The sequence below is a fragment of the Bradyrhizobium sp. USDA 4532 genome (assembly GCF_024171315.1).
Lineage (GTDB): Bacteria > Pseudomonadota > Alphaproteobacteria > Rhizobiales > Xanthobacteraceae > Bradyrhizobium > Bradyrhizobium australafricanum.
On record NZ_JALJZN010000001.1, the window covers coordinates 1478222 to 1491796 of the forward strand.

Sequence of the window (13575 nt, forward strand, 5' to 3'; positions counted from 1 at the left end):
ATGTTCGATCGCCGATCAGCGGTGCAGCCACATGCGGATCGCCAGCAGCAGTTGCTCGGTGTTCACGGGTTTCGCCAGATAGTCGGACGCGCCTGCCTCCAGGCATTTCTCTCGATCGCCTTTCATCGCCTTCGCGGTCAGCGCGATGATCGGCAGCCGCGCGAAGGCGGAGTTTTGCCGGATGGCGCCGATGGTCTGGTAACCGTCCATCTGCGGCATCATGATGTCCATCAGCACGATCGCAATCTTGGGATTGGATTCGACCAGCGAGATGGCCTCGTGACCGGTTGTCGCAGTCAACACCTTCATACCTCGCCGCTCCAACACGCTCGAGAGCGCGAAGATGTTGCGGGCATCGTCGTCGACCAGCAGTGCGGTCTTGCCAATAAGATCCTCATCGGAACTATTGAGCTTCTCCAGCATCCTCTGTTTTTCGACGGGCAATTCCGTGATCACACGGTGCAGGAACAGTGACGTTTCGTCGAGCAGACGCTCCGGCGATTCCACGCCCTTGACGACGATGCTGCGCGCCATCGTATGCAGTTCCGCGTCTTCTTCCGCTGAAAGTTCCCGGCCCGTAAACACGACGACGGGTATATTGGACAGCGTCTCGTCCTTGCGGATCTGATCCAGCACTTCGAAACCGCTCATGTCGGGCAGGCGCAGGTCGAGCACGACGCAGTCGCACGGATTTTCGCGCATCGTCGAGAGCGCCCCTGCCCCGGTGCCGGTGGTCACGATCTCGATATCCTCGTGCCCGAGCAGTTCGGTGATGCTGAGCTGCTCCGCCGCATTGTCCTCCACGATCAGCAGGCGCTTGCGGCGTGGTCTGGCGTATTCCTTGATCTGCGACAGCGCAGCGCTGACGCCTTCCGTCGTCGTCGGCTTGTTGACGAAGGAGAACGCGCCGCGCGCCAGCGCGTGCTGCCGGTCCTCGTCGAGCGTGATGATCTGAACCGGAATGTGACGGGTCAGCGGATTGTGCTTGAGCTGGCTCAGCACCGTCCAGCCGAGCATGTCGGGCAGGAAGACGTCGAGCGACACCGCGCTCGGCTGGAACTGCTTGGCCAGATCCAGCGCTTCGGCGCCGCGGCTTGCGACCAGCACCTTGAAGCCCTTGTCGCGCGCCAGATCGATCAGCACCCGCGCGTAATGCGGATCGTCCTCGACGATCAGCAGGATGGTGTCGCCGGGCTCGAGATCGAGCCGGTCGTCCGGAAGCTGCTCGATCACACGCTCCTGCGCGCCCGAAGCCTGCAGTGCCGGCGCCGGCGCGTGCGGCATCGCGATCGGCTGAGCCTGCGGGCGCAGTGCCACCGAGGGTCCGGCATATTTCAGCGGCAGATAGAGCGTGAAGGTCGAGCCCTTGCCCGTCGCACTGCGCAGATGGATCTCGCCGCCGAGCAGACCCGCGAGCTCACGGCTGATCGCCAGTCCAAGACCGGTGCCGCCATATTTGCGGCTGGTGCCGGCGTCGGCTTGCTGGAACGCCTCGAAGATCAGCTTCTGCTTGTCCTGTGGAATGCCGATGCCGGTATCCGACACCTCGAACGCAACGACCGCAGGCGCCGCGTTGAGGATCGGATGCTCCACACTCCAGCCGCCGAGCGCGGCCGACACGGTCAGGCTGACGCCGCCTTCCGCGGTGAACTTGAACGCATTCGACAACAGGTTCTTGAGCACCTGCTGCAGCCGCTTGGAGTCGGTCACCATGCTGCGCGCAAGATTGGCGTCGACATCGATGCTGAACGAGAGATGCCGGTTCTCCGCCTCGTGCCGGAACGGCCGTCCGACGGTCTCGAGCAGGCTCGATGTCAAAATCTCCTCGGCGTCGACCGTCACCGTGCCGGACTCGATCTTGGAGAGATCGAGGATGTCGCTGATCAGGTTCAACAGGTCGGTGCCGGCGCCGTGAATGGTGCGGGCAAACTCGACCTGCTTGCCGGTCAGATTGCCGTCGGGATTTTCGGTGAGCTGCTGGCCCAGGATCAGGATCGAGTTCAGCGGGGTCCGCAACTCGTGCGACATGTTGGCGAGGAATTCGGATTTGTACTTCGAAGTCAACGACAGCTCGGTCGCCTTTTCTTCCAGCGCGCGCCGCGCCTGCTCGATTTCCTGGTTCTTGCGCTCGACGTCGACATTGCGTTCGGCCAGCTGCTGGGCCTTCTGCTCCAGCTGATCGTTGGTCTGCTGCAATTCCTTCTGCTGGGTCTGCAACTCGCCGGCGAGCTGTTGCGACTGCTTGAGCAGCGCCTCGGTCTGCATCGTCGCCTCGATGCTGTTGAGCACGATGCCGATACTGTCGGTCAACTGTTCGAGGAAGGTGATCTGCGAGGTCGTGAACGAGGAGATCGAGGACAGCTCGATCACCGCCTTGACCTGGTTCTCAAACTGCACCGGAAACACGACGAGGTTCTTCGGCATGATCCGCATCAAGGCCGAATTGATCGGCACCGCATCGCCGGGAATTTCGGAGACGAGACGCTGGCGCTTGTCGAGCGCGCATTGGCCGATCAATCCCTCGCCGAACTGGACGATCTGCGGATGCGGATTGCTGCTGTCGCTGGCATAGGCCGACAACAGGCGCAACTGCGCATTCTCGGGATTGTCGACCTGGTAGATCACGCCCATATGCGCGTTGATCAGCGGCGCAAGCTCGGTCAGCAGCAGCCGGCCGACGGTCGCAAGATCGCGCTGGCCCTGCAGCATGTTGGTGAAGCGCGCCAGATTGGTCTTCAGCCAGTCCTGTTCGGTGTTGCGCTCCGTGGTGAGACGGAGGTTCCCGATCATCGTGTTGATGTTGTCCTTGAGCTCGGCGACCTCGCCGCGGACGTCGACCTGGATCGAGCGCGTCAGGTCGCCCTTGGTCACGGCGGTCGCCACTTCCGCGATCGCGCGCACCTGCGAGGTCAGGTTGGCCGCGAGTAGGTTGACGTTGCCGGTGAGATCCTTCCAGGTGCCGGCCGCGCCGGGCACGTTGGCCTGACCGCCGAGCCGTCCCTCGACGCCGACCTCGCGCGCCACGCTGGTGACCTGTTCGGCGAAGGTCGCAAGCGTCTCGGTCATGTTGTTGATGGTGTCGGCGAGCGCGGCCACCTCGCCCTTCGACTTCACCGTCAGGTTCTGCTTCAGGTCGCCGTTGGCGACCGCGGTCACCACCTTGACGATGCCGCGCACCTGCTCGGTCAGGTTGACCGCCATGACGTTCACGGTGTCGGTGAGGTCCTTCCAGGTGCCGGCAACGCCGCGCACCTCGGCCTGGCCGCCGAGCTTGCCCTCGGTGCCGACCTCGCGCGCCACGCGCGTCACCTCGCCGGCGAAGGCGTTGAGCTGGTCGACCATGGTGTTGATGGTGTTCTTGAGCTCGAGGATTTCGCCCTTCACGTCGACCGTGATCTTGCGCGACAGGTCGCCGCGCGCCACCGCGGTGGTGACTTCGGCGATGTTGCGCACCTGGGTGGTCAGGTTCGCCGCCAGCAGGTTGACGTTGTCGGTGAGGTCCTTCCAGGTGCCGCCGACGCCGGGCACCACGGCCTGGCCACCGAGCCGTCCCTCGGTGCCGACCTCGCGCGCCACGCGCGTCACTTCGGCGGCGAACGAGCGCAGCTGCTCGACCATCGTGTTCAGGGTGTCCTTGAGCAGCAGGATCTCGCCGCGCACGTCCACGGTGATCTTCTTCGACAGGTCGCCGCCGGCGATCGCGCTCGCGACCTCGGCGATGTTGCGGACCTGCGCGGTCAGGTTCGACGCCATGAAGTTGACGTTGTCGGTCAAATCCTTCCAGGTGCCGGCGACGCCGGGCACTTCGGCCTGGCCGCCGAGCTTGCCCTCGGTGCCGACCTCGCGCGCCACACGCGTCACCTCGCCCGCAAACGCATTGAGCTGGTCCACCATCGTGTTGATGGTGTTCTTGAGCTCGAGGATTTCGCCCTTCACGTCGACGGTGATCTTGCGCGATAAGTCACCGCGCGCCACGGCGGTCGTCACCTCGGCGATGTTGCGGACCTGCGCGGTCAGGTTGCCGGCCATCGAGTTGACGTTGTCGGTCAAGTCTTTCCAGGTGCCGGCGACGCCGGGCACGTTGGCCTGGCCGCCGAGGCTGCCGTCGGTGCCGACCTCGCGCGCCACGCGCGTCACCTCGCCCGCGAAGCGGTTGAGCTGGTCGACCATCGTGTTCAGCGTTTGCTTCAGCTGAAGGATCTCGCCGCGCACGTCGACGGTGATCTTGCGCGACAGGTCGCCGCCGGCGATCGCGGTCGCGACCTCGGCGATGTTACGAACCTGCGCCGTGAGATTGCCGGCCATCGAGTTGACGCTGTCCGTCAGGTCCTTCCAGGTGCCGGCGACGCCGGGCACCTCGGCCTGGCCGCCGAGCTTGCCGTCGGTACCGACCTCGCGCGCCACGCGAGTCACCTCACCGGCGAAGGCGTTGAGCTGGTCCACCATCGTGTTCAGCGTTTCCTTCAGCTGAAGGATTTCGCCCGACACGTTCACCGTGATCTTCTTCGACAGGTCGCCCTTCGCCACCGCGGTCGCGACCTCAGCGATGTTGCGGACCTGCGCGGTCAGGTTCGAGGCCATCGAGTTGACGCTGTCGGTGAGATCCTTCCAGGTGCCGGCGACGCCGCGCACCTCGGCCTGGCCGCCGAGCTTGCCTTCGGTGCCGACCTCGCGCGCCACGCGCGTCACTTCGCCGGCGAAGGCGTTGAGCTGATCGACCATCGTGTTGATGGTGTCCTTCAGCTCGAGGATTTCCCCGCGCACGTCCACCGTGATTTTCTTCGAGAGGTCGCCGCCAGCGACCGCGGTCGTCACGGCGGCGATGTTGCGCACCTGCGCGGTCAGGTTCGACGCCATGAAGTTGACGTTGTCGGTCAGATCCTTCCAGGTGCCGGCGACGCCGAGCACGTTGGCCTGGCCGCCGAGCTTGCCTTCGGTGCCGACCTCGCGCGCCACGCGCGTCACTTCCGACGCGAACGCGTTGAGCTGGTCGACCATGGTGTTCAACGTTTCCTTCAGCTGAAGGATCTCGCCCGACACGTTGACCGTGATCTTCTTCGAGAGGTCGCCGCCGGCGATCGCGGTCGCGACGTCGGCGATGTTGCGGACCTGCGCAGTCAGGTTCGACGCCATGAAGTTGACGTTGTCGGTCAGGTCCTTCCAGGTGCCGGCAACGCCGGGCACCTGGGCCTGGCCGCCGAGCTTGCCCTCGGTGCCGACCTCGCGCGCCACACGCGTCACTTCCGACGCGAACGAGTTGAGCTGGTCCACCATCGTGTTGATGGTGTCCTTCAGCTCCAAAATCTCGCCGCTGACGTCGACCGTGATCTTGCGCGACAGGTCGCCGCGCGCCACGGCCGTGGTCACGTTGGCGATGTTGCGTACCTGGGCGGTCAGGTTGCCGCACATCGCGTTCACCGAGTCGGTGAGGTCCTTCCAGGTACCGGCGACGCCGGGCACGATCGCCTGGCCGCCGAGCTTGCCGTCGGTGCCGACCTCGCGCGCCACGCGCGTCACTTCGGAGGCGAACGAACGCAGCTGATCGACCATCGTATTGATGGCTTCCTTCAGCTGCAGGATCTCGCCGCGAACGTCGACCGTGATCTTCTTGGACAGGTCGCCGTTGGCGACCGCGATCGTCACCTCGGCGATGTTGCGGACCTGGCCGGTCAAATTGTTGGCCATCGAGTTGACGCTCTCGGTCAGGTCCTTCCAGACGCCGGTCACTTCCGGCACCTGGGCCTGGCCGCCGAGCTTGCCCTCGGTGCCGACTTCGCGCGCCACGCGCGTGACCTCCGAGGTGAACACCGAGAGCTGCTTGATCATCGTGTTGACGATGTTCGCCGACTGCAGGAATTCGCCGCGCAACGGCCGGCCCTCGACGTCGAGCTGCACGGTCTGCAGCAGGTCGCCTTGCGCCACCGCAGCGACCGCGCGGGTGACCTCGCGCGTCGGCCACAGCAGATCATCGATCAGCGTGTTGACCGAACTCTCCATATCGGCCCAGGCGCCGCTGGCGAGGCCGAAATTGACGCGCTGGCGGGTCTGTCCCTCGCGGCCGACGACCTGGCCGACGCGCGCCAATTGCTGCGCCATGCGCTCGTTGGCGGCTGCGATTTCGTTGAAGGCGTCCGCGATCTTGCCGTCGATGCCGAGATAGTCGCCACGCATCCGGACCGAGAAATCGCCGGCGCGCATCGCCTGCAGCGACTGCAGCAGGTCATGCGAAGAATCGAGGCTTCCGTTTGATTGCTGGCTGCGGCGCGTATCAGCACGGGGACGAGGCGACGAACCGAGATCGGTCATGTAATTTCCCCTACGCGCTGGCTGCGAATCCAGAGACTCGGAAAAGCCAGTGTGACCATCAGAATGACTGCCCTTGATCTATTCAAGCGGGAAAACGCCAAAACCGCAATTTGTGACGCAAACCGAGTACCTTAATCGCGATTGGAACCAAAAGTTCCGACCGTTGGCCGAACTTTTCCGAAGAACGACGGAGCCGGCCCTGATCGCCCGGTCCTCGTGCTCGCATGGAACATTGACCATCCCTGCGCGTTTCGGGCGGGGGCAGGATCGGTGATGGTTAAGAAATCAGAACAACTCAAACGGGGCATCGTCGAGAGCCGGCACGATCGTCGGCCGGTGGCTGGCGGCGTGGTCGACTACGCCATTTGCACGCTCGGCCCCGATGGCCGGGTCATCAACTGGAACAAGGGCGCCGAGCGCATCACGGGCTATCCGGCCAAGGCGATCCTCGGCAAGCACTTCTCGGTCTTCTATCCTGCCGAAGACCGCGCATCCGGCGTTCCGGCGAGAGCGCTGCAGATGGCGCGGAAGGAGAAGCACTCAGCGGCCGAAGGCTGGTCCGTCCGCAAGGACGGGTCGCAATTCTACGCCGCTGTGGTCATCGATCCGATCTACGAGAAGCGCAAGCTCGTCGGCTACACAATGGTCACCCGCGACATCACCGAGCGGCATCAGGCGCGCGCGGATCTCGAGGCCAGCGAAAGCCAGTTCCGCCTGCTGGTGAGCAATGTCACCGACTATGCGCTCTATATGCTGACGCCGGCCGGCATCGTCGCCAATTGGAACGCCGGCGGCGAGCGCATCAAGGGCTATTCGCCCGGCGAAATCATCGGCCAGCACTTCTCGCGGTTCTATACGCCGGCCGACCAGGCTGCCGGCAAGCCCGCCCATGCGCTCAAGATCGCGGAAGAGACCGGGCATTACGTGGAGGAAGGCTGGCGGGTCCGCAAGGACGGTTCGTTCTTCCGGGCGAGCGTCGTGATCGATCCGATCCGCGATACCGACGGCAGCCTGGTCGGCTTCGCCAAGATCACCCGGGATATTTCCGAGCGGCGCGACGCGCATCAGAAGCTCGAACAGGTGCAGCGCCAGCTTGCGGAATCGCAAAAGATGGATGCGCTCGGCCAACTGACCGGCGGCGTCGCGCACGACTTCAACAACCTGCTGATGATCATCTCCGGCAATCTGCACCGGATCAAGCGCGAGGTGATGAGCGAACGGGGGACGCTTGCACTCGGCGCGATCGAAACCGCATCCGAGCGTGCCGCGTCCCTGACCAGGCAGCTCCTCACCTTCGCGCGTCGGCAGAGTGTCAATCCGCAGACCATCAACGTCGCTGACAGGATCACCGCGGTGCGAGAGGTTTTGACCAGCGCGCTCGGCGGCGCGATCAAGCTGAACATGGAGATCGGACCGGATCTCTGGCCGATCTTCGTCGATCCGACGGAATTTGAGACCGCGCTGATCAACCTCGTGGTCAATGCCCGGGATGCGATGACCGGCGGCGGCACGCTGACCGTCGCGGCGCGCAATGTCCCGGAAGCCGCCCAGGTGGTCGTCAGCATTACCGACACCGGCGAAGGCATTCCAGACGATGTCATGAACAAGGTCTTTGATCCCTTCTTCACCACCAAGCCGGTCGGCAAAGGGACCGGCCTGGGGCTGTCCCAGGTTCACGGTTTCGCGCACCAGGCGGATGGCCGGGTCGAGATTACAAGCGCGCTCGGCAAGGGCACGACGGTCAGCATCTATCTCCCGCGCGGGACTGCGGCCGCAAAGCGCACGGCTACGGGGCACAGCACGCCCGGCTTGGCCACGATCCTGCTGATCGAGGACAATCCTGCCGTCGCCGATGCGAGCACGGGCCTGCTCGAACAGCTCGGCTACACCGTGCGCTGGGCCTCGAACGCGGAGGCCGCCTTGTCGGAAATCGACGCCAACGGGATCGATGTGGTGTTCAGCGACATCGTCATGCCCGGCAGGATCGATGGACTGAAGCTGGCGCGCACGATCCGGGACAGAAAGCCCGAGCTGCCGATCCTGCTGACGACAGGCTACAGCGCGAGCGCACGCGACGTGAGGTCCGACTTTCCGGTGTTACGCAAGCCGTACCACATCCACGACCTCAGCCGCGAACTCGCAAAGTTGACGGGGCACGGCGTCGGCAGCGCGACGAGCGGGCCATCCGGCAACGCTTCGAGCGAGTTCGATGCCACCGCGCATGACGTCGTGGCAAGACCAAAGGCGAAAGCCCGCTCCTAGTGTGCTGAATGCGAAGTTCGTGCGATTTCGCGGCAGCCACTTTCACGAACTTCGCATTCATAAAGCACACTAGAATCATAAGTTTGCCAGTGTCCTTATCGAATCCGAAGTTCGCTCCGAAGATGCGGCAAATGATGCGAACTTCGGATTCGGGACACTAGTTCAAAATCGAAAGGCTAGCGTTCCGCCGGCCAGCTTCGCCGCACCAATTGCACCCGCTCGATGCGGCTGCATTGCTCGCAGCGGTACTGAAGAATATCCCTGCCCTCGCTGCCCGGATGGCTGCTCTCGAGCCGCATCGTCCTGATGCAGCTGATGCAGGAGATCAGCGTCAGCAGTGGACTGCGATCGTCATTCATCGATGCCCGCGGTGGCGCGGTCGGATCGGCGATCATGGCGCTGGGCGATGCTATGGTATTGGCTCTCACCACAAGAAAATGCAGATCCTGCGGTCCCAGTTCCTTCCTTGAAACCTGATTTGGGCCTGAGCCGGTGTTCGAGGCTCCCTACTTTGGACAAACCCCCGGATCACACCCGGGCGTTGCTGTGACCGGGCGCAGGCTTCGCCTTGTCCTTGTCCACCTTGACCTTCGTGCCGGCGCGGTCCTCGAAGCTCCGGCTCAGCCGCTCCCGGACCGTAGGGAGACGCTCGCCGCCGCCGGCGGCTTTCCACCGGCCGACCAGTTGGGCCACTTCGGCTCGCATCGCCATCAGCCGGTACGATGCTTCACTGCAATCGAGGTCGCGGTTGACCTGATCCCGGATCGACGCCTCGATCAGGCTCATCTCAGCTCGCAACGTGCTGATCTTGCGCCGAATTTCATTGATCTTATTGTCCATGTCTTGTTAGAACAAAAATAGAACATATTGTCAAGTCACGATCCAGCAAGCGAGGCAAGCAATGAGCGTGGCAGCGGTAAGATATGGTGGGGTCGCGGAGCGGCTTGGTGGGCTGATGACCCGTGCCCAGGCGCTGCGGTTGAGGAGCCTTGCCGAGGAGGCCTATCAGCCGAACCAGTACGCACGCGACCTGACGTCCGAGGAAGCCGAACGGCGGATCGACGCGCTGAAGGCGGAGATCGCGCTGGCGGATTCGTTCTGACCGTCCGCGCCAGCCAGGCCGGACGTCCCCTTAAGGCTTTGATATAGCGGCGCAGCTAGGTCTGTTCCTGTTATTGCTGCTTTGTCTTATTGCTGCTTGGTCCTGGGGGAGCCTGACGTGCTGGAGTTGGAGAAGCGGTCGCCGCTTGCGTTCCCGATTACGCTGAAGGACGGGCGAACGCTGGCGACGGTCGGCGACGCCGCGGACTACCTGTCCGCGCTAAACCTGGATCAGCGCGAGCGCGGCTACTGGAAGACGGCGATCATGATGTTCAACAACGCCATGCGCGAGCCGAGCTATCTGAAGATCGCAACCATGAACCTCCGGTCCGCGCTCGTGTATGACCGCCTGGTCGATGACGTTGGCCCGTGATTGTGGTGCCGCGGCTACAGCCGAATCGGCGGTGGTTGCGTAAGGCGCTGTTCGTTATGGCCGCAAACAAGGTAACGGCGGTACACGCGACGGCCGGGTGCGCAATGCGCTTCAGCCGCACTCTCGGGCCGCCTTGGAGGGCCAATGGAACACCAAGGAGGCTCATTTTCTTTTCAAAGCAGTTTCGCGCGGACGAACAGCATCCGCAACGCGTTGGTCGCTTGCACCGTCAGCATGGCGTTACCGGCCGCTCTCTCGAGCGCAACCAATGCCTCGTCATGCAGCGAGCGGAACTCCATCCATTCGACGGCGCTGAGATTGCTGATGAAGCTATAGGCCTGGCCGACGGTCGCGAGCGTCACCGTCTCGCCGTTCAGCCGCACCTTGAACGTCGCCTTCAGCGGCGTGTCGGATTTGGATACGTCACCCATGGCGGGGTTGTGCGCCGCGCCGCGTTAATGTCAATCTAATTTCTCTCCGTCCGCCTCGGCGCGCCGGCCCCAATGAATCGCAATGTCTGTTAGCGTTTCGTGGGGGTGATTCGTGACTGATCTTGCCAACACAGCCTATCTCGATGCGCTCAATGCCGAGCAGCGCCGCGCTGTCGAGCACGGGGTCGGCAAGGATTGCATCGTCGGCGCGCCGCTGTTGGTGATCGCGGGCGCGGGGTCCGGCAAGACCAACACCCTCGCCCATCGCGTCGCGCATCTGATCGTCGCTGGCGCCGATCCGCGCCGCATCCTGTTGATGACCTTTTCGCGGCGCGCCGCCGCCGAGATGGCCGGCCGCGTCGAGCGCATTGCGCGCCGCGTGCTCGGCGATCGCGCCTCGGTCATGACCGACGCGCTGAGTTGGGCCGGCACGTTCCACGGCATCGGCGCGCGGCTGCTGCGCGAATTCGCCGAGCGTATCGGCCTCGACCCGGCCTTCACGATCCATGACCGCGAGGATTCCGCCGACCTGATCAATCTGGTCCGCCACGATCTCGGGTTCTCCCGCACCGAAAGCCGGTTCCCCACCAAGGGCACCTGCGTTGCGATCTATTCGCGCTGCGTGAACGCGGAGATGCCGATCGAGGCCGTGCTCGGCCAGTTCTTCCCGTGGTGCTCCGGTTGGGCCAGTGAATTGAAACAGCTGTTCGGGGCCTATGTCGAAGCCAAGCAGCGGCAGAACGTGCTCGATTACGACGACCTCCTGCTCTACTGGGCGCAGATGGTGACGGACAGCGCGCTGGCCGAGGAGATCGGCGGCCGTTTCGACCATGTGATGGTCGACGAATATCAGGACACCAACCGCCTGCAGTCCTCCATCCTGCTCGCGCTCAAGCCCGCGGGCCGCGGGCTCACCGTGGTCGGCGACGACGCGCAGTCGATCTATTCGTTCCGCGCCGCCACCGTGCGCAACATCCTTGACTTCCCGGCCCAGTTCAGCCCGGCCGCCGAGATCGTCACGCTCGATCGCAACTATCGCTCGACGCAACCGATCCTGTCGGCCGCCAATGGCGTGATCTCGCTCGCCAAGGAACGCTTCACCAAGAACCTGTGGACCGACCGGACCTCGACCCGCAAGCCGCTGCTCGTCACGATCCGCGACGAGGCCGATCAGGCCCGTTACATCGTCGAGCAGGTGCTGGCCAATCGCGAGGAAGGCACCCTGTTGAAGCACCAGGCGGTGCTGTTCCGCACCTCCTCGCACAGCGGACCACTGGAGGTCGAACTGGCCCGCCGCAACATTCCGTTCGCGAAATTCGGCGGCCTCAAATTCCTCGACGCCGCGCATGTCAAGGACATGCTGGCGCTGCTGCGCTTCGCCGCCAATCCGCGCGACCGGGTTGCAGGTTTTCGCATCCTGCATCTGTTGCCCGGCGTCGGACCGGCCTCGGCGCAGCGGGTGCTCGACCGCATGACCGAGGCCGCCGATCCGATTGCTGCGCTCGTCGCGCTGCCCGCTCCGCCCCGCGCCGGTGCGGACTGGCGGCTGTTCGTGGAGGCCATCGAGAACCTTCGCTACTCGGAATGGCCCGTCGATATCGAACGCGCCCGCCTCTGGTACGAACCGCATCTCGATCGCATCCACGAGGACAGCGAGGTACGCCGCGCCGATCTCATTCAGCTCGAGCAGATCGCCGCCGGCTACCCGTCACGCGAACGTTTTCTCACCGAGCTTACGCTCGATCCACCCGATGCGACCAGCGACCAGGCTGGCGTGCCGTTGCTCGATGAGGATTATCTGATCCTGTCGACGGTCCATTCCGCCAAGGGCCAGGAATGGAAATCCGTCTATGTGCTCAATGTCGTCGACGGCTGCATGCCCTCCGACCTCGGCGCCGGCACGTCGGCCGAACTCGAGGAGGAGCGCCGCCTGCTCTACGTCGCGATGACCCGCGCCAAGGACGATCTGCATCTGCTGGTGCCGCAGCGCTTCTTCGTTCACGGCCAGGCCGCCAAGGGCGACCGCCACATGTATGCCTCGCGCACCCGCTTCATCCCGGAACGACTGCTGCCGATGTTCGAGCGGACCACCTGGCCGCGCGCCGCGGCCGCGCAGGCCTCCGCGGCCAACCGCGCGCCGCCGATCGACATCGGCGCCCGGATGCGCGGCATGTGGCGCTGACGCCGGTTCGAAGATTTTCATACGGGCTGGAACCAAGCCGCCGACCTTGCGTTGAGGCGGCGTTCGTAATCGGCAAACGACCATCCCCGACGGCTTCGGCGCGCAGTTGCACGCTGGAGCCGTCTTTTTTGCGCCGCGTCAATTCACGCGAAAGCCAATTCACGCAGGAAATAATGTGACGGGCTGGTCGAAGCCCTTCAGGGTGTAATCGGCACCGGCTGCCGTGATCATGTCGCGGGTTCGATCCCGCACGGCCGTCGTCACAAGGATCTCGCCTGACCTGGCGGCCGCCTGCGCGCGTGCCGCGCGATTGACCACCGTGCCGACTGCCGTCAGGTCGCGGTGGGCCTGGCCGAACTCACCGAAATTGGTGTCACCGCTATCCAATCCGATTCCGATTCCGATGCCGATCTCGATGTCGCCGGCGCCGATCGCCCGCACCAGCGCATCGTGCCTGTCGCGAAAACTGCGCTGGATCTGGCGCGCCGCGAGCAAGGCCTGCACGGAGATCGTCGCGCCGCACCGGGAAATTGAAGATCGCGAACACGGCATCGCCGATGGTCTTGTTGAGGATGCCGTCATAGCGCCAGATCGCGGCGGCGCAGTCGTCGTAGAACGCGTCGAGCAGCGAGGTCAGCCCGTCCTGCGCGATGGTCTGCGTCAGTGTGGTGTAGCCGCGCAGATCGGCGAACAGGATGGTGGCGTCGATGGTCACGGCGCGCGCCTTCATGATCTTCGAGAAGGCCATCTCGCAGAGCGTGCATGTGTTCGGGTTCATGCGGCTCGGCCGGGCGCCGAACAGACGCAACGGCGCCGCCAATGGACCGCGCAACGGGATCGGCATATGCAGGTTCTGCCAGCAGCCAAGGCAGATCGTTGCAGGTTCCGGAGTCATCGGCGGATCACCTGCTGTTCCAGCA

The 13575-nt window shown here is 64.2% G+C and carries 10 protein-coding genes; 4 read left to right on the forward strand and 6 right to left on the reverse strand.

Annotated elements, in window-relative coordinates; all coding sequences use genetic code 11:
* Positions 1–15: 15 nt before the first annotated feature.
* Positions 16–6306 (reverse strand): HAMP domain-containing protein, encoded by a 6291-nt coding sequence (locus J2R76_RS07160; protein ID WP_057018674.1) that lies wholly within the window; start codon positions 6304–6306, stop codon positions 16–18.
* A 273-nt stretch (positions 6307–6579) separates the two neighbouring features.
* Here J2R76_RS07160 and J2R76_RS07170 point away from each other — a divergent pair, with 273 nt between their 5' ends.
* Positions 6580–8568 carry a PAS domain-containing sensor histidine kinase gene (locus J2R76_RS07170; RefSeq protein ID WP_057018675.1) on the forward strand — a complete coding sequence of 663 codons (1989 nt, stop codon included), beginning with the start codon at positions 6580–6582 and terminating at the stop codon, positions 8566–8568.
* Positions 8569–8744: 176 nt separating this feature from the next.
* Here the strand turns inward: J2R76_RS07170 and J2R76_RS07175 are convergent, their stop codons facing one another.
* Entirely contained in the window at positions 8745–8927 is a 183-nt protein-coding gene (locus J2R76_RS07175; protein WP_225646739.1) for a hypothetical protein, read from the reverse strand.
* Positions 8928–9096: 169 nt separating this feature from the next.
* Positions 9097–9408 (reverse strand): hypothetical protein, encoded by a 312-nt coding sequence (locus J2R76_RS07180; RefSeq protein WP_038377154.1) that lies wholly within the window; start codon positions 9406–9408, stop codon positions 9097–9099.
* 61 nt (positions 9409–9469) lie between these two features.
* On the opposite strand from J2R76_RS07180, the gene J2R76_RS07185 reads away from it, so the two are divergent.
* Together J2R76_RS07185 and J2R76_RS07190 are read left to right on the forward strand one after the other, a co-directional pair.
* A complete protein-coding gene (locus J2R76_RS07185) occupies positions 9470–9670 on the forward strand; it encodes a DUF3072 domain-containing protein (protein ID WP_026192767.1) in 201 nt (66 codons plus the stop codon).
* Positions 9671–9787: 117 nt separating this feature from the next.
* Positions 9788–10042: a hypothetical protein gene (locus J2R76_RS07190; protein ID WP_028332017.1), complete on the forward strand. Its 255-nt coding sequence runs from the start codon at positions 9788–9790 to the stop codon at positions 10040–10042.
* A 173-nt stretch (positions 10043–10215) separates the two neighbouring features.
* On the opposite strand, the gene J2R76_RS07195 is transcribed toward J2R76_RS07190, so the two are convergent.
* Positions 10216–10473 carry a hypothetical protein gene (locus J2R76_RS07195; protein ID WP_057018676.1) on the reverse strand — a complete coding sequence of 86 codons (258 nt, stop codon included), beginning with the start codon at positions 10471–10473 and terminating at the stop codon, positions 10216–10218.
* A 112-nt stretch (positions 10474–10585) separates the two neighbouring features.
* Here J2R76_RS07195 and J2R76_RS07200 point away from each other — a divergent pair, with 112 nt between their 5' ends.
* Positions 10586–12655, forward strand: coding sequence for an ATP-dependent helicase (locus J2R76_RS07200; protein WP_253623889.1), 2070 nt, complete (start codon positions 10586–10588; stop codon positions 12653–12655).
* 159 nt (positions 12656–12814) lie between these two features.
* On the opposite strand, the gene J2R76_RS07205 is transcribed toward J2R76_RS07200, so the two are convergent.
* Positions 12815–13096 carry an adenylate/guanylate cyclase domain-containing protein gene (locus J2R76_RS07205; protein WP_253623890.1) on the reverse strand — a complete coding sequence of 94 codons (282 nt, stop codon included), beginning with the start codon at positions 13094–13096 and terminating at the stop codon, positions 12815–12817.
* Positions 13035–13550 (reverse strand): adenylate/guanylate cyclase domain-containing protein, encoded by a 516-nt coding sequence (locus J2R76_RS07210; RefSeq protein WP_253623891.1) that lies wholly within the window; start codon positions 13548–13550, stop codon positions 13035–13037. The genes J2R76_RS07205 and J2R76_RS07210 overlap by 62 nt, the downstream gene beginning before the upstream one ends.
* Positions 13551–13575: the final 25 nt, after the last annotated feature.